At 42.9% G+C, this 15,627-nt stretch carries 18 protein-coding genes; 12 read left to right on the forward strand and 6 right to left on the reverse strand.

Going from position 1 to position 15,627, the window contains the following annotated elements:
- Positions 1–109: 109 nt before the first annotated feature.
- On the reverse strand, positions 110–538 hold the full coding sequence (locus AACU32_RS30895; protein ID WP_339378400.1) for a hypothetical protein: 429 nt from the start codon (positions 536–538) through the stop codon (positions 110–112).
- Between the two features lie 453 nt (positions 539–991).
- On the opposite strand from AACU32_RS30895, the gene AACU32_RS30900 reads away from it, so the two are divergent.
- From AACU32_RS30900 to AACU32_RS30920, 5 genes are all read left to right on the forward strand, one after another.
- Positions 992–1,897, forward strand: a complete 906-nt coding sequence (locus AACU32_RS30900) for a hypothetical protein (protein WP_096605450.1) — start codon at positions 992–994, stop codon at positions 1,895–1,897.
- Positions 1,898–2,061: 164 nt separating this feature from the next.
- A complete protein-coding gene (locus tag AACU32_RS30905; protein WP_096605452.1) occupies positions 2,062–2,316 on the forward strand; it encodes a SemiSWEET transporter in 255 nt (84 codons plus the stop codon).
- A 227-nt stretch (positions 2,317–2,543) separates the two neighbouring features.
- On the forward strand, positions 2,544–4,184 hold the full coding sequence (locus AACU32_RS30910) for a B12-binding domain-containing radical SAM protein (RefSeq protein ID WP_096605454.1): 1,641 nt from the start codon (positions 2,544–2,546) through the stop codon (positions 4,182–4,184).
- A gap of 11 nt (positions 4,185–4,195) precedes the next feature.
- Positions 4,196–4,384, forward strand: a complete 189-nt coding sequence (locus AACU32_RS30915) for a CPXCG motif-containing cysteine-rich protein (RefSeq protein ID WP_096605456.1) — start codon at positions 4,196–4,198, stop codon at positions 4,382–4,384.
- 108 nt (positions 4,385–4,492) lie between these two features.
- Positions 4,493–4,939: an SRPBCC family protein gene (locus AACU32_RS30920; RefSeq protein ID WP_096605458.1), complete on the forward strand. Its 447-nt coding sequence runs from the start codon at positions 4,493–4,495 to the stop codon at positions 4,937–4,939.
- Between the two features lie 119 nt (positions 4,940–5,058).
- Here the strand turns inward: AACU32_RS30920 and menH are convergent, their stop codons facing one another.
- Positions 5,059–5,868 (reverse strand): 2-succinyl-6-hydroxy-2,4-cyclohexadiene-1-carboxylate synthase, encoded by an 810-nt coding sequence (gene menH, locus AACU32_RS30925; protein ID WP_096605460.1) that lies wholly within the window; start codon positions 5,866–5,868, stop codon positions 5,059–5,061.
- A gap of 86 nt (positions 5,869–5,954) precedes the next feature.
- Positions 5,955–6,356, reverse strand: coding sequence for a metal-sensing transcriptional repressor (locus AACU32_RS30930; protein WP_096605462.1), 402 nt, complete (start codon positions 6,354–6,356; stop codon positions 5,955–5,957).
- A 420-nt stretch (positions 6,357–6,776) separates the two neighbouring features.
- Here AACU32_RS30930 and AACU32_RS30935 point away from each other — a divergent pair, with 420 nt between their 5' ends.
- The 5 genes from AACU32_RS30935 to AACU32_RS30955 all read left to right on the forward strand — a co-directional run bounded on the left by AACU32_RS30935 (position 6,777) and on the right by AACU32_RS30955 (position 9,384).
- Positions 6,777–7,994, forward strand: a complete 1,218-nt coding sequence (locus AACU32_RS30935) for an HhoA/HhoB/HtrA family serine endopeptidase (RefSeq protein WP_096605464.1) — start codon at positions 6,777–6,779, stop codon at positions 7,992–7,994.
- Between the two features lie 103 nt (positions 7,995–8,097).
- The gene (locus AACU32_RS30940) at positions 8,098–8,343 is read left to right on the forward strand and encodes a type II toxin-antitoxin system Phd/YefM family antitoxin (RefSeq protein WP_339378401.1); all 246 of its coding nucleotides are present in this window, start codon (positions 8,098–8,100) and stop codon (positions 8,341–8,343) included.
- A 48-nt stretch (positions 8,344–8,391) separates the two neighbouring features.
- A complete protein-coding gene (locus tag AACU32_RS30945) occupies positions 8,392–8,670 on the forward strand; it encodes a hypothetical protein (RefSeq protein ID WP_096605468.1) in 279 nt (92 codons plus the stop codon).
- On the forward strand, positions 8,655–9,056 hold the full coding sequence (locus tag AACU32_RS30950) for a type II toxin-antitoxin system PemK/MazF family toxin (RefSeq protein ID WP_096605470.1): 402 nt from the start codon (positions 8,655–8,657) through the stop codon (positions 9,054–9,056). The genes AACU32_RS30945 and AACU32_RS30950 overlap by 16 nt, the downstream gene beginning before the upstream one ends.
- 115 nt (positions 9,057–9,171) lie before the next feature.
- Complete coding sequence (locus tag AACU32_RS30955) at positions 9,172–9,384, forward strand: hypothetical protein (RefSeq protein ID WP_339378402.1); 213 nt, start codon at positions 9,172–9,174, stop codon at positions 9,382–9,384.
- A gap of 40 nt (positions 9,385–9,424) precedes the next feature.
- Here the strand turns inward: AACU32_RS30955 and AACU32_RS30960 are convergent, their stop codons facing one another.
- Positions 9,425–13,258, reverse strand: coding sequence for an nSTAND1 domain-containing NTPase (locus AACU32_RS30960; protein WP_096605472.1), 3,834 nt, complete (start codon positions 13,256–13,258; stop codon positions 9,425–9,427).
- A 67-nt stretch (positions 13,259–13,325) separates the two neighbouring features.
- On the opposite strand from AACU32_RS30960, the gene AACU32_RS30965 reads away from it, so the two are divergent.
- Both AACU32_RS30965 and AACU32_RS30970 read left to right on the forward strand, forming a co-directional pair.
- Positions 13,326–13,703, forward strand: a complete 378-nt coding sequence (locus tag AACU32_RS30965; protein WP_096605474.1) for a CU044_2847 family protein — start codon at positions 13,326–13,328, stop codon at positions 13,701–13,703.
- Positions 13,704–14,270: 567 nt separating this feature from the next.
- Positions 14,271–14,453 (forward strand): hypothetical protein, encoded by a 183-nt coding sequence (locus AACU32_RS30970; RefSeq protein WP_339378403.1) that lies wholly within the window; start codon positions 14,271–14,273, stop codon positions 14,451–14,453.
- 8 nt (positions 14,454–14,461) lie between these two features.
- Here AACU32_RS30970 and AACU32_RS30975 read toward each other — a convergent pair whose 3' ends face one another.
- Positions 14,462–14,935, reverse strand: a complete 474-nt coding sequence (locus AACU32_RS30975) for a hypothetical protein (RefSeq protein ID WP_096605476.1) — start codon at positions 14,933–14,935, stop codon at positions 14,462–14,464.
- A gap of 334 nt (positions 14,936–15,269) precedes the next feature.
- The gene (locus AACU32_RS30980) at positions 15,270–15,560 is read right to left on the reverse strand and encodes a type II toxin-antitoxin system Phd/YefM family antitoxin (RefSeq protein WP_096605478.1); all 291 of its coding nucleotides are present in this window, start codon (positions 15,558–15,560) and stop codon (positions 15,270–15,272) included.
- Positions 15,561–15,627: the final 67 nt, after the last annotated feature.

Consider the following 15,627-nt stretch of genomic DNA (forward strand, 5'->3'; position numbering starts at 1 on the left):
AATCTGAGCGTTATCAGCTTATGCAGTTTTAACCATAGAAATGTAACAAAGTAGGGAGTGATAATTTCTACTCCCCATGTCTAGATACTATTTTTGAACGCGAACGAATTTAAAAGAAGACAGCTTTGGCTGTACCAACCAAAGGAGTAACGGTGTATGTCTGTCTCTGTCCTTGATTAAATGCCGGAATTGTCGAAAAAAGGTTCACAGTTGTGATGCCTTTGGTTTCAATTCTGGCTTCGTTGTTTTGCCCTAGGTTAACAGCAGGTAAAAGCAAGCTAAATGTCACAGAGCCAGTATCTACAGTTTTAGTGATAGTCACTGTCACTAGTTTTCCAATTTCTGTGTCTGTAGTTCGGATTTGGTCTCCAACAAAGTGCAATGTTTGTTTTTTATCTTGATAGTCTAGGCGCGGCTGACCAGTCAAGCTAGTTGTTGAATAAGTAACCTTGATCTGTTGATTTTGCAGCTGATACAAGGTTGGTATTTTTGTTTCTTGAGCATGAGATGGCATTACAGGTATGGTCGTTAATGTCATACCTAGTGTTAATAATGAAGCTAAATATTTTGTTTGCATGTTTCAAAAAAGAATTGTGAAGTAGACAAAAATATGGTCTTGATGACCGAAAAGGAGAGATATTGAGGCTCTTGATGAGCGAACTGGAACAGGTGGTCTGAGCCGCTTAGATTTATTGATGAAAAAAGGAAAAAAGATTTTAACCCAGTTTCGTGAAACGAGGCACAAGCTGTAGAGACGGAGATGCTCCGCACCTTGTTTTAAGCCCCTACATTTATGTATGGGATAAGATAACAATGCTTTGTTGATTTCACATATATTTGTAGATATTAGATACATGATTTATCAGGATACCACCACTTGCTCAACAATACCCAGAACAGGTTATACAAGAATGTGAATAAGCATCTCACTATTTTGTAGCAGAAAATGCGTCATCATTGAAACTGGGTTGCATCGCCAAACTGACAACACATGACCAGATTCATTCACCACCAATTTGCCAAAGACTACCTCGAACAATTACTCACGCCTTACGGCGAAGTTCAAGCACCAAGCAGAGTAGCCGGAGAAGTCAGAGAAATTGATGTTTATTTCATCCCTCAATCACAACCTAGCAACATCCTAGAAACACTCGGATTACTAGGTGAATTTGCTACTACGCCAGCGTTATTTGAGCCTTTTCGTAACGCCGCCTCAGCCGCAGAAATCTGTGATTGTCTTCTAAAATTATTAGAAGTACGTGGCGATTTGCAACGACAAGCCAATCGCAATAACACTCGCATTCAAGAATCTGAAACCCCAAAATTATGGATTTTAACACCGACTGCATCAGAGCAAATATTATCAGGATTTGGTGCTAATAGTAAAAATAATACTTTGCCAGGAGTCTACTTCATGGCAGAATATTTGCGGACAGCTATAGTAGTAATTCACCAATTACCTAGAATTCCGGAAACCTTGTGGTTGAGAATTATTAGTAGAGGTAATGTGCAAAAACAAGCAATTGATGAATTAGAAGCACTTCTCCCTAGTAACCCTTTGAGAACAGCCGCGTTAGAATTACTGTACAACTTGCAACAAAACTTACAATTAAATCAAACTCAAGATGAAGATGATCGGGAGTTAGTTATGCGATTAGCACCACTTTATCAACAAGACCGAGAACAAGCAATACATGAAGGCGAACAACGAGGAATACAAACCGGGCTTCAACAAGGAGAACGTTTAGTAGTAGAAAACTTGCTGAAAGTTCGCTTTGGTGAATTAGATAATGAACTGCAAGCAATTATTGGACTTTTATTAGCGTTACCACCAGAAGAATTTACCCCTTTACTATTGCAGTTATCTCGTGACGAATTAATTGCTAGGTTTCGCTAGTAAATGGCAATTTCAAAAATATCTAATGAGAGTAGGGTGCAATGGCACTTACTAAATCGTTCGATTAAGATCCCCGACTTATTGAAGAAGTCGGGGATCTGAGCCTCTAGCGATCGCCTAACGCACGCCGATAAATCATCACATCATTTTACAGGGTAGCATCAATGGATTTTGTGACATTTTTAGGATTAGTGGCTGCTTCAATAACTACGGTTTCATTTTTGCCGCAATTGATGAAAATATGGCAAACTAAATCTGCAAAAGATGTCTCTTTTCTGATGTTGATTTGTTTCAATTCAGGGATATTTTTATGGCTGATATATGGAATTATTCTCCAACAATTGCCGATTATTTTGGCTAATGCTGTCACCTTACTTTTTAACTTGATAATTCTATGGCTTAAAATTAAATATAGATGAAGCTAGGGGATAGGGGGATGAGGAAGACAAGGAGAGAAGTCTGAGCGCCGGCTTCCGGCGTTAGCGCAGCGGTAGCGAGGTACGAGCGTCTGGCTTCTCCCAAGGGGAGACGCTTCGCGAACGCCAGCGTCTACTCTTCGAGAACGACTTCGTCGAACGACGAACAGAACTTCGGAGGGACAAGGGAGACAAATGACAAATGACAAATGACAAATGACAAATGACAAATGGACAAATTTTCTGCTGAACGCCTCTTATTCACCCCCACTACCCCCAACACCGACGCTATCCCGCTAATTTTTGCTTTTCCTAATGAGTACACTGTGGGAATCACAAGCCTGGGATATCAGGTGGTGTGGGCAAATTTGGCTATGCGTGATGATGTACAGGTGAGTCGCCTGTTCACTGATATTCACGAACAACTTCCGAGAAATCCGGAAATTGTGGGATTTTCGATATCTTGGGAATTAGATTATGTAAATATTTTCAATTTACTAGAATCTTTAGAAATTCCGCTTCGCGCAACTTTGCGTGATGATCATCATCCACTAATTTTTGGTGGGGGCCCAGTTCTCACAGCCAACCCTGAACCTTTTGCAGATTTTTTTGATGTCATTTTGCTAGGAGATGGGGAAAACCTGCTAGGCGATTTTATTGAAGCGTACAAAGAAGTGAGAAACGCTTCTCGACAAACTCAACTCAAAGCACTTGCAAAAATCCCAGGAATTTATATTCCCAGTTTGTATGAGGTGGAATATCAGGCAAAAGATGGGGAAATAAAATCAATTAAACCCATTGACGCAGAAATTCCCGCAATTGTTCAAAAGCAAACTTATCGGGGAAATGTTTTATCCGCCTCAACTGTTGTCACAGAAAAGGCAGCATGGGAAAATATTTATATGGTGGAAGTGGTGCGCAGTTGTCCAGAAATGTGCCGCTTCTGTTTGGCTAGTTACCTCACATTACCATTTAGAACCGCGAGTTTAGAAGGTTCCTTAATTCCAGCCATTGAAAGAGGTTTACAAGTTACCAAGCGTCTAGGATTATTAGGCGCTTCTGTAACTCAGCATCCAGAGTTTGAGACGTTGCTAGATTATATCAGTCAGCACAAGTATGATGATGTACGTCTCAGCATAGCTTCAGTACGTACCAATACAGTGACAGTACAGCTAGCACAAACTTTGGCGAAACGAGACACGCGATCGCTTACCATTGCTGTAGAAAGTGGTTCGGAAAAATTACGCCGCATCATCAACAAAAAGCTGCATAATGACGAAATAATTCAAGCCGCAGTCAACGCCAAAGCTGGTGGGTTGACGAGTTTGAAACTCTACGGAATGGCGGGAATTCCCGGCGAGGAAGCGGAAGATTTAGAGCAAACTGTGTCCATGATGTGCAGTGTTAAAAAAGCTGCGCCTGGACTGCGTTTAACACTAGGATGCAGCACCTTTGTACCCAAAGCGCACACCCCATTTCAATGGTTTGGCGTAAATCGACAAGCCGAGAAGCAGTTGCAAATGTTACAGAAACAGCTAAAACCTCAGGGAATAGAATATCGCCCAGAAAGCTATAATTGGTCTATCATCCAAGCTTTGTTATCGAGAGGCGATCGCAGACTCTCCCACTTGCTAGAACTTACCCGTGACTTTGGTGATTCTTTAGGGAGTTACAAACGCGCCTTCAAACAACTCAAAGGACAAATCCCGGACTTAGATTTTTATGTCCACGCCAATTGGTCAACCGAGCAAATTTTACCTTGGAATCACTTGCAAGGGCCGCTACCACAGTCTACACTACTGAAACACTTGGCTGAGGCTACAAGTCATTTTGACCCATCCCCAAAAGAACTTCAGCCATTAAATTCATAGCTTATAAGTGAATGCAAACAACAGCTGAGTATTACTGCGCTTATTGCGGTGAACCAAACTTAACCTTTGTTGATTTTAGTGCTGGCGGACAACAATCTTATGTAGAAGATTGTCAAGTTTGCTGTAACCCAAATATTTTGTATGTGCGAATTGATGAAGACACTTTGGATATTGAAATTGATAGCGAACCCGAAGCTTAACAATTCGTAATTAAGTTATAGCAACTACACCAAGTTTGGTTTTCTAGTATTTTTTAATTACGAATTACGAATTAGTAATTATTTGTTGAATTTTAGGTTTCTGTTTCCATGCTGCACTTTAAACATACCTCTGTGATTAATGCACCACCAGAAGTAGTGTGGAGATTTCACGAAAGAACAGATATTTTGCAAATGCTAACTCCACCTTGGCAACCAGTTCAAGTAGTACGCCGTGAAGGAGGCTTGGAAATAGGCGCGATCACAGAATTTCGTCTTTTTCTCGGGCCATTACCCTTAACTTGGTTAGCGCGTCACACTGAATGTGAAAAAAATCGGCTATTTGTCGATGAACAAATATCCGGGCCTTTTGAAAATTGGGTACATAGGCATGAATTAGAACCAGAAAATGGTAAAACTAGATTGACTGATGCCATTTCTTTTTCTCTACCTGGTGGAGACACAGTTGAATTTATCAGTGGTTGGTTAGTACAAGCACAACTAGAAGCTATGTTTCGCTACCGTCATTATGTGACTAAAAGAGAATGTGAAAATTAATCTAGTAATCCTTTTGGAGTTGTGAGGGCTGTCAACAGTCAACACTCAACACTCAACACTCATGTTGAAACTTTCCATCAAGCCACATAAGCGTGGTGTGAGGTTCAAATCAATGAACTTTACTTTAAAAAACTGCGGATATTTTGGACAAATTCCCTAGGATTTTCAAAGTGAATGTTATGCCCAGCATTTTTAATGACTTTTAGCTGGGCATTTTCACAAGTATCAGCCATTTTTTGATTGATATCGCTAAATTTTTCATCATATTCCCCAACAAGTAACAGCAAAGGATTTTGATTTTCTTTAAGTTTATCCCACAAAGAAGGCTGAAATCCAGTACCCATATAGCGCAGAGATCTATCCAATTTTAGAGGATAATTTTGCAATCGATTTTCTAGCAGAACTTCGTATTTGGGATGATTTTTGATATTACCAAAAATTGGCTGACTATACCAATTTGAAAGAAAATCTGCAAAATCACTTGTTTCCAGAATTTTGATTAATTCTCTACCTATTTGATAATCAAGTTGAATTCGTTTTAATCGTTCTGCTTCTGTTGCTAAACCTGGAGAAGCTGATTCTAGTACAACCTTAAAAAAACGTTCGGGAAAATGCAGGTTGAGGTATAAAGCTAATCGCCCACCCATTGAATAGCCAACTAAAAAGCATTTTTTAATTTTTAACTCATCCAATAAATTGATTAAAGCCTGAGCAGTATTTGCCATTGTATAGCATTCATCACTACCCAAAACTTGAGTTTTGCCATGTCCGGGAAGGTCAATAGTCAAATAAGAAAATTCATTAGATAGGAGTGCGATCGCTTCGTCAAATTCATCAATGTTACCCATAAAGCCATGCAAAAAGGTAATTAGTGGCTTGTTGGGATTGTTAATTAAAGAGTAGTTAAATTGATAGTTGCCTAGAAACATTCTTATTCATCCTCAATAACCCTGATGTATATAAATTACCAGGGATGTAGGACTCTTGTCTTATTTTTGAAATTCACTGCTATTTTCTAAGGCAAAAATCGATCTAAAGCTGCTTTAAGTTGTTCAATTTCCGTATCAATATTACCCTCTTGTGCAGCTCTGGCAATACACTCCGTTAAATGTTCATCTAACACAATTCGCGCTACCTTATCCAATGCACCCCTAACTGCGGCTATTTGCAATAAAACATCAGGACAAGGGCTATTTTGCTGCACCATTGTCTTAATCCCGCGAATGTGTCCTTCTATACGTGAAAGCCGATTGACAATTCGCCGTAAAGATTCTTCACTATGTATGTGAGGATGAGCCGAGTCTCCATGCTCAGAATGGTGGTCTGGATGTTCGTGATCTGTGCTGTGATGGTGGGAGTGTTCTGGTTGTTGGGATGTAGTCAAGGATTCTTCAGGCGATCGGTTTAATCCGTTCATGGGTTCTTAAACTGCTGGTCTAACTAAGATACTAGCCTAGAGGGGAGTGGGGGATGTGGTTCGACTTCTCTGCGAGACGCTACGCGAACGCTCACCAACCGGGGGACAAGAAGATGAGGAAGACAATGACAAATGACCAATGACAAATATTTATTGTGGGGTGAAATCCGAACCTGCTAGGGAGGAATCTCCATAATAGCTGTTGAGCTAAATATACAATTAATTTGATTATAGGTAGTTCACACTAAGCCCCAACTTCGACAGGAGAAGAGTGCGAGAGGTGGGGACGCGGAGATATTTTTAAATGAATTTTCCCCGTGTCCCTGTGTCCTTGTGTCCGGTAATCTTAGTTACTTTGAAAACACGCCCTAGTCCCTAGCCCCTAGTCCCTAGCCCCTAGCCCCTATTAAGGTTGTGATTATGAGATTTGCCAAAGTAAGCCTGTCTATACGTCAACTTAGTTCCCATGTTTTAGCCATATTTCTAGGAGTTGTGCTAACTTTTAGCACTCTGGGGGTGTTACCTTCAGAAGCTGAACCAGCGCCAAAGCCTGTAACAGCCAATCCCCCACAATTGCTGGCTCAACGTCAATCACCAACTGCGGCGACAATAGGTAGCAGCAGTTTTGTGACAGCAGCCGTCAATCGTGTGGGGCCAGCAGTGGTGCGGATTGATACGGAACGCACAATTACTCGTCGCAACGATCCATTTTTGGAAGACCCATTTTTTCGGCAATTTTTTGGTGACGGTTTCTCGCAACAGCCATCGAGAGAGCAATTGCGCGGTCTTGGTTCTGGTTTTATTCTTGACAAGAGTGGACTGGTTCTCACTAATGCCCACGTAGTCGATAAAGCCGATCGCGTGACAGTTAGACTTAAAGATGGTCGCACCTTCGACGGCAAAGTTCAAGGCATTGATGAAGTTACAGATTTGGCGGTAGTTAAAATTAATGCTGGGAATGATTTACCAGTTGCACCCTTGGGTTCTTCTAGTAATGTACAAGTAGGAGACTGGGCGATCGCAGTTGGTAATCCTTTAGGTTTTGATAATACCGTTACTTTGGGCATTGTCAGCACCTTGAAGCGTTCTTCCGCCCAAGTCGGGATTACAGATAAACGCCTGGAGTTTATTCAAACTGACGCGGCGATTAACCCTGGTAACTCTGGCGGGCCGTTATTAAATGGTGTTGGTGAAGTAATTGGGATTAATACCGCCATTCGTGCTGACGCGATGGGGATTGGATTTGCTATTCCCATTGATAAAGCAAAAGCGATCGCCGAACAACTGCAACGGGATGGTAAAGTTGCTCACCCCTATTTAGGCGTGCAAATGGTATCTTTAACACCCCAGCTAGCCAAGCAGAACAACACAGATCCCAATTCTCCGATTCAAATACCGGAAGTTAACGGTGTCTTAGTGATGCGAGTTATACCCAACTCCCCAGCTGCATCTGCGGGTATCCGACGCGGGGATGTAATTGTGCAAATTGATGGACAAGCAATTACCACTGCGGAACAGTTGCAAAATGTTGTAGAAAATAGTCGCCTCGGTCAAGTTTTGCAGGTGAAAGTGCAACGAGGTAATCAGATACAACAGCTATCAGTCCGCACTGCTGAATTACAAAATGCTTCGAGTTAGTGCTGAGTATTAAGTGATGATTCTGGGGGTACGTTATGCAAAGCGTACCCCTATATTTTTTTGTTCTTACTGCTAAAGTAAAGTTATCGTGAGCTAAAAAAGCATGATGTCTTCGCTTCCCGTCAACGATGCTCAACATAATTTACAAGAGTTGATAGACCAAGTTGCAGAACAAGGTAAACCTGTCATCATTCAAGGTGAACGTGGTAATGCAATTCTGGTGGCAGAAAAAGATTGGTCTGCAATTCAGGAGACTCTTTACTTGCTATCTATACCTGGAATAGGAGAATCTATCAAAGAAGGATTAGCAACTCCAATCCAAGAATGCGATGAGGAGTTGGATTGGTGAGTGAAGGCGGTAATGGAGAGCTAATTCCGAATGCTGAGGAAGTGATGCATGACAAAAGCAATTAGAAATCAAAGTTTACGCGAAGCATGGGAGCAAGGTTGGCAGCAGGGTTTGACCCAAGTTGCACAGAATATGCTGCGAGAGGGAATTGATTTAGCTTTAGTAGTAAAACTCACTGGACTATCACTTGAAACAGTTCAGAATTTGCAAGTTAGCGATGTAGATGATTCACAAATACTTATAAAAGATTTTCTCGAACTGAGTGAGTCATCACTAAGTAAAGTTTGGCTTGATCCAGAGGAAGACGAAGCTTGGAAAGATCTGTAGAAAACCTTGTCAAAGGCGATGTTATCTCTGTGCCTTTCCCTTTTTCTGATGCATCTGCCACTAAAAGACGACCTGCTTTAGTCATAGCAGAATCGGATAGTAACAATATCATAGTCTGCCCTATTACCAGTAAACCAGGCAGAGATTATGGAATTAAGTTAGAAGACCCAGACTTCAAAGTTGGTAAACTCAACTTAAGTCCTTGCTATATTCGCCCTAACATTATCGCTACGGTGGATAAAAGTAATGTTATTCGCCATATCGGAAAGCTGAAGGATGAAAAAATCAATGAAGTAATTACTACAATTATTGAAATACTTCAAAAGCCGTCGGAACCACCACCACCAGCATCCAAAGCTTTAGAACGAGGTAACAACCCAAAATAATCAAGTTTGTGACGATCTCGGTTGTTGTAGTTCTAAACACAAAGTTCTGTGTACAAAAGATAAGCGATGTCTCCGACGGGCTACGCCTACGCACTTTAATCACCATAATTCACCCTTGGATGTCGGATGTTGCAGTTCTGAGCATGAAGTTTCGAGTTCGGAACACGAAGTTCTGAGTTCTGAGCATGAAGTTTCGAGTTCGGAAGACGAAGTTTCGAGTTCGGAACAGCAAGTTTCGAGTTCAGAACATGAAGTTCCGAGTTCGGAACAGGAAGTTTCGAGTTTTGAAGGTAAAAGCTGGGGTTCTGAGCGTCAATGGTGGAGATAATCAGTACAGGCTATCATCAGGGCACAACATTGTAGTGCTACTACACAGGTTCTTTGCTCCAAACATATTTACGGCAGACTTCGCAAGCGGCTTTTGCTTCCTCATTTGGCGGGTTGGAGAAGATGGGATGGTAACGTAACCTGTCGCAACAGACTTGTAACCATGCACGCCAGCCACCACGCCACAACCGCACTGTGCCGTCTTCACCGCCACTAACAATGGTTTGACCATCACTGCTGATGGCGACAGCAGAGACCCAACGCTCATGACCACGGAAGGGTTGAGCTAAGGGCTGACCTTGGCGATTCCACAACCGCACCGTGCCGTCATCACCGCCACTGGCAATCGTCTGCCCATCATCGCTGATGGCGACAGAATAGACCCCATGCACATGACCACCGAAGGGATCAGCTAAGGGCTGACCTTGGCGATTCCACAACCGCACTGTGCCCTCAGCACCGCCAGAGACAATCGTCTGCCCATCACTATTGATGGCGACAGAATAGACCGCATCCTCATGACCACCGAAGGGATCAGCTAAGGGCTGACCTTGGCGATTCCACAACCGCACTGTGCCCTCAGCACCGCCAGAGACAATCGTCTGCCCATCACTGCTGATGGCGATAGAATAGACCTCACCCTCATGACCACCGAAGGGATCAGCTAAGGGCTGACCTTGGCGATTCCACAACCGCACTGTGCCCTCAGCACCGCCAGAGACAATCGTCTGCCCATCACTGCTGATGGCGATAGAATAGACCTCACCCTCATGACCACCGAAGGGATCAGCTAAGGGCTGACCTTGGCGATTCCACAACCGCACCGTTTCGTCAGCACCGCCAGAGACAATTGTCTGCCCATCACTGCTGATGGCAATAGAATAGACCTCACCCTGATGACCACGGAAGGGTTCAGCTAAGGGCTGACCTTGGCGATTCCACAACCGCACCGTTTCGTCAGCACCGCCAGAGACAATTGTCTGCCCATCACTGCTGATGGCGATAGAATAGACCTCACCCTGATGACCACCGAAGGGTTCAGCCAAAACCTGACCTTGGCGATTCCACAACCGCACCGTTTCGTCAGTACTGCCAGAGACAATCGTCTGCCCATCACTGCTGATGGCGATAGAATAGACCTCACCCTCATGACCACCGAAGGGTTCAGCCAAAACCTGACCTTGGCGATTCCACAACCGCACCGTGCCGTCAGCACCGCCAGAGACAATCGTCTGTCCATCAGCGCTGATGGCGACAGCTTTGACCCAATCGTCATGACCACGGAAAGGTTCAGCCAAAACCTGACCTTGGCGATTCCACAACCGCACCGTGCCGTCAGCACCACCAGAGACAATCGTCTGTCCATCAGCGCTGATGGCAACAGCATAGACCCCACCCTCATGACCACGGAAGGGTTCAGCCAAAACCTGACCTTGGCGATGCCACAACCGCACCGTTTCGTCAGTACTGCCAGAGACAATCGTCTGCCCATCAGCGCTGATGGCGACAGCATAGACTTCACTCTCATGACCACCGACGGGAATGGAGACTCTTGCTTTATTCATCACTCGATTCAAACTGTTCTGAACTGGGGCAAGAATCTGCTGCGGTAGTTTCTCATGATTCTCACCCATAGCTTGAATTGCTAAAACTAGACTTTCTAAAGGTTGGAAGGGTAATAAATTCTCTACCCTGGCTGCTTTTTCTCGTAGTTGAGATTCAGTAAGCGCCCTTTCTAGTTCGGTAATGCGGTCTTTTTCGTAAGCATCACTGCGTTTGTAAAAAACTTCATCTTCTTGGGGCGATTGTAAATAAAGCTGCAACTGTTGCCAGCTATTCCTCACTTCTGCCAGCAATCCGCCTTGCATTAAATATTTGTCATTCTCTCCTTTATTCCTCCACTCCCGCCGAGTATCTGCTAACCTATCGCTTAACCGCCGCAAATCTCTGTCTTGTTGTCGCCACTGGGCAAACTGTTGCCAACCTTCAATTAAGGCTTCATGGGCTAAATCAATCCAAGCTTCTTCCTTTTCATCTTTCCCTGTAACCAACAAGCGCCCTTTAACTAATCCCGCTTCCCCATCTAGTAATTCACTGAGTTGTTGCTGTTGATTGGGGTCATTACCTGCAATATTTAATAGTGTGGCTTTTGCTTGGCGCTGTCGGGTGTCTTTTTCTCCTTCTCCTGTCCGCAATAAGCGCAAAAAAATCAGCCTGATCCATTCTTTCTCCTGCTGAGTGCGTTCTTGAGTTGGTGATTCTTCCTCAAAATCTTGGTATTCATAAACCTTTTCTACATGGAGATTTAACGCCCCAGTTAATTCTCCCAACTTTTCATATTGCTCTAGGGTAAGTTGATGTTTTTCTTGGTCGCGTTTATCCCAGAGTTTAGTTAAGGCAAATTCCAACAGAGGCAAAAACCCAGGCTCTTGTTTGACATCTTGGAGAATTTTTAATAGTAGTGCTTCTTCAACACTATGACCCTGAAGTTTGGCTGGTTCGGTGATGATCTCCTTTAAATTAACTCCGGTTAAAGGTGGTATATAAACAGCCTGGGTTTGAATTAGGTGATGCAGAGAGGAATAATGCAAACAGGGTTCGAGAAAATCTGCTCGCATGGTAATGACAACTGCTAACCGGGAATCGGTAATGTCTACTACCTGAGTCAGCAGTTCAATAAATGTTTGCCGTTCTTCTTTATCTGCACAAACTGTAAATACTTCTTCAAATTGATCGACTACCAGCAATAATTTCTCTGCACCTGGGAAATTTTCGATAATTTCCGGTAAGTTATTTGGGTAATTATTACTCAATGTTTGAAACTGCTTGAGTTTATTAGCTTGTTTAAAACATTGTTTAAAGGCTGTTCTCAATTCTGCTAAAGGTTCAAATCCCGGTTTGATTGGTTCTATAACTCGCCAGTCTCGATTATTTAATAATTCGGGAATTAAACCCGCCCGCACTACAGAAGATTTACCACTCCCCGAAGCGCCAATGATGGGGACAAAAAGCTTTTGGCTTAACTTGGCGAGAATATCCCTGACAACTTGCTTGCGCCCAAAGAAAAATTCTTTTTGTTCGGCTTCAAAGGCTTTTAACCCTTGGTAAGGACATTCATCTTTTACTTCAAAAGCATGAGCCGCAATTTTCTGCTGGTGGGTGACTAGAGTAATAGAACGTCCCCAACCCATGCGAATTGGTTCTTGTCCGCTACCTTTGAGTTCTGTGGCAATTGTATCGAAAAGGCGATCGCCTGTTACCTGTCCATTATCATTAGTGTTGTCTGCTGATAATCCTGAAAGCATTGCTGTGGTAAAAATACTGTGTTGTTCGCTTTTTTTGGCATAGGCTAGCTGAAAGCCTCTGCAAGCAGCAATAAAATAATAGTCGCGCTGGGAACTAAAGGCGGTAAGTGTTCTCTCAATCAGATTGCGTTCCAGAAAATTACCGCTATGACAGCAATCTAGCAAGACTACTAAACTACTCAGTTGCGAATCTCTAATCAAATCATTCAAATTCAGCAGGCTGATACCACCTGTTTGTTCCACAATTTGATTGCTTTGCGTGACAATTGTTAAATCAGAAGTTGCTAGATACGCCTGTTGTGTCTCTAACTCTAAATCCGAGACTGTAATTCCATGTCCTGTAAAGTAAATTAGGGCTTCGTTGTTGACTGCTTGTTGTCGCAGCAGTATGTTCAAAGCTTCACCCAGCCGCTGTTTAGTAACTTTGCCTTTGAGCAGCTTGATATCCTCAAAATCACCATGCGTTTTTAGTACCTGCGCTACCGCTTCCGCATCTGTAGCTGGTTTACTGAGGTTAGTCAGGGGAGTTTTGTAATCTGTAATGCCAACAACAAGGGCGTAACGAGCCATCTAGATATGTTTGGTCGGTCGATTAGAGACTAATATAACGTAAATACACTGAAAATTTGGGGTTTTTATGTCGAATATTGAACGTTTGGTATTTGAAGAAGACGGAGAATTTTATACAATCCTGTTTGAGTCCAAAGATACACCAGACATCCCAGAAATTATTACACCAGAAGTTGAAGACGATCGCGAAGCTATGGGTTTTCGGGAAGATGCGGTGGTGAAAATCCAAGAAGTTCACAATCAAATTCGGGCTTATACTAAATACGCTATTGGTGCGTTTAAAAATTTAGGTGCGGCTGAAGTTGAAGAAGTTACCCTCAAGTTTGGTTTAAAGATTGGCGGAAAAACTGGTATTCCTTTGCTCACTGAAGGTTCAGCGGAGAGTAATTTTGAGATTGAGGTGAAGTGTAAATTTCCCAATATCAAGCAAAATCCCAGTACCTAATGCTTTATATCTTCAGCTACGCCATTAATTAGGCAAGCGATGTCTCCGACGGGCTACGCCTACGCCTTTTAAAATTGCATAAAATATAGCATTTCGTAGGGGCACGGCAATGCCCATACGTGTCAACTTAACGTGAAACCCTTACCAAGACGTGATGAGCGAATTCTCTCACTTAACATCATGATCCGCGTCACCCCACCCCGGCTTTGCTGACGCAAAACCTCCCCTCCCCGTAAACGGGGAGGGGATTGAGGGGTGGGGTAAAATGCCTGTGGGATAAGCCTTTTAACTTAAGTTGACACCAATGGGCAATGCCGTGCCCTGCAACCAGTGTGGCATCTAAACGATCAACAATATTATTTTGCCCGGTGCGTATTAGATTTGAATAATGCTAATTTATCTACGGAAAATTGCCAATAAATTGTTGGCTGTGCTGAATATTTCTCGGAGGGCACAACATTGTTGTGCCCCTACGCAAGATATTTGTGATAGCGTGAGGTTGCAGGTTTGTGAAGATGGGATGGTAAAGAAAATATTCGCCTTTAAATCACTATCATTCACCCTTGGATGTCGGATGTTGCTGTTCAAAGCATGAGCGATCGCTTTTTACTCACCATCATTCACCTTTGGATCTCGGCTGTTGCTGTTCAAAGCATGAAATTCCGTGTTCTGAACTCGGAACGCCGAGTAATTTACTCGAAGTTCCGAGTTATTATCTGCAACGTTGCAGCTTTGAAGTGCAACTACTGAGTTATTTTCTACAATACTGCTGCTTCGGGCTTGGCTTTCCGAGGTTTCCGGGCGAATCTTTGCCCCATTTCCTCAACTACTGTCTCTAAACCCCCGCCTTGTCCACTAACTTTGGCATAAGTATACACCTGCAAGGCGGCTGCATAGGCTTCGCTACCCACTGCTAGAGATGTATCATCGACTAATTCATGTAATTGCGATAGGGACAGCAATACTGGATACAACGCTTCAAATAATTGTACGTCTTTGCGCATTTCTTCCAAGTCAAACGATCGCGGTAAGAACTCTGGGTTCTGTGTGGCTACTTCTAATGCTTTACTAACAAAGGCGCGGCTTTTATCTCCCATTTTGGGTAAGGCTTTGCGCTCTTCGTTAGTTAAATCAATCAAAAATGGTAGGTTTTCTTTAATGGTGGCGATCGCTTGCAACACTTCATCTCTCTGTTTTTGCGCTAGTGTTGCACTAATTGGGGCTGTGGACATACAAATTAAGCTCCAGTATTTTGCTTAAATCTAGAGTGCCCACATATACTATTTTAATTGCAATGACACTAATGAAAAATGCCAATTGCTAACAGAGAACGATGTCTACGCTTTTAACCATCAAAATTCTTCTTCTTCGTCAACTTCTTCGCCTATCAGTGGCGCTTGTGAACTATGACGAATATGAAGCACAAAAACTTTGAGTTAGGGACTTCCAATTAAAAAATACCCACGGGGGTAGGGGCACGGCACCGATAAAATATTGGTAATACCGAAAGTTTGTAGATGCCGTGCCCCTACAAGTTGGATAATTTATTTTTTGGAGTTCCTTACCCTAACTGGAAATACCATACTTTTGCTGCATTTCTTGCTCAAATTCACTCAGGGTAGTAGTTTTACCAGCTTCTACATCTTCCAGCCCGTGCTTAATTCCAGCGATCGCTTCTAATCTTTCTAACGTATCCAAAAGTTTTTGATAAGACTCTGCATCCTGAACGACAAGTTCCGCTTTACCATTAACTGTCAGCACTACGGGTTTTCCTGTCTGCTTCATCTGCTGTAGGAATTCCAACGTATTGCGTTTAAAGCTAGAGAGTGAGTGAATGTCTCGGCTAATGTTGAGCATAGAGTTGATTATGCATTAAACTTGCACTTAATTTAATGCTATCTTGAAAGCTCCCTTGTCAACCGAG

This window comes from Calothrix sp. NIES-2100 (genome assembly GCF_963875285.1).
GTDB lineage: Bacteria > Cyanobacteriota > Cyanobacteriia > Cyanobacteriales > Nostocaceae > Aulosira.

What these genes read in the sequence shown, in the direction of transcription:
- AACU32_RS30895 (WP_339378400.1), bottom strand. Translation starts at nt 538, where the DNA reads ATGACATTAACGACCATACCTGTAATGCCATCTCATGCTCAAGAAACA.
- AACU32_RS30900 (WP_096605450.1), top strand. Translation starts at nt 992, where the DNA reads ATGACCAGATTCATTCACCACCAATTTGCCAAAGACTACCTCGAACAA.
- AACU32_RS30905 (WP_096605452.1), top strand. Translation starts at nt 2,062, where the DNA reads ATGGATTTTGTGACATTTTTAGGATTAGTGGCTGCTTCAATAACTACG.
- AACU32_RS30910 (WP_096605454.1), top strand. Translation starts at nt 2,544, where the DNA reads ATGGACAAATTTTCTGCTGAACGCCTCTTATTCACCCCCACTACCCCC.
- AACU32_RS30915 (WP_096605456.1), top strand. Translation starts at nt 4,196, where the DNA reads ATGCAAACAACAGCTGAGTATTACTGCGCTTATTGCGGTGAACCAAAC.
- AACU32_RS30920 (WP_096605458.1), top strand. Translation starts at nt 4,493, where the DNA reads ATGCTGCACTTTAAACATACCTCTGTGATTAATGCACCACCAGAAGTA.
- menH (WP_096605460.1), bottom strand. Translation starts at nt 5,868, where the DNA reads ATGTTTCTAGGCAACTATCAATTTAACTACTCTTTAATTAACAATCCC.
- AACU32_RS30930 (WP_096605462.1), bottom strand. Translation starts at nt 6,356, where the DNA reads ATGAACGGATTAAACCGATCGCCTGAAGAATCCTTGACTACATCCCAA.
- AACU32_RS30935 (WP_096605464.1), top strand. Translation starts at nt 6,777, where the DNA reads ATGAGATTTGCCAAAGTAAGCCTGTCTATACGTCAACTTAGTTCCCAT.
- AACU32_RS30940 (WP_339378401.1), top strand. Translation starts at nt 8,098, where the DNA reads ATGATGTCTTCGCTTCCCGTCAACGATGCTCAACATAATTTACAAGAG.
- AACU32_RS30945 (WP_096605468.1), top strand. Translation starts at nt 8,392, where the DNA reads ATGACAAAAGCAATTAGAAATCAAAGTTTACGCGAAGCATGGGAGCAA.
- AACU32_RS30960 (WP_096605472.1), bottom strand. Translation starts at nt 13,258, where the DNA reads ATGGCTCGTTACGCCCTTGTTGTTGGCATTACAGATTACAAAACTCCC.
- AACU32_RS30965 (WP_096605474.1), top strand. Translation starts at nt 13,326, where the DNA reads ATGTCGAATATTGAACGTTTGGTATTTGAAGAAGACGGAGAATTTTAT.
- AACU32_RS30970 (WP_339378403.1), top strand. Translation starts at nt 14,271, where the DNA reads ATGTCGGATGTTGCTGTTCAAAGCATGAGCGATCGCTTTTTACTCACC.
- AACU32_RS30975 (WP_096605476.1), bottom strand. Translation starts at nt 14,935, where the DNA reads ATGTCCACAGCCCCAATTAGTGCAACACTAGCGCAAAAACAGAGAGAT.
- AACU32_RS30980 (WP_096605478.1), bottom strand. Translation starts at nt 15,560, where the DNA reads ATGCTCAACATTAGCCGAGACATTCACTCACTCTCTAGCTTTAAACGC.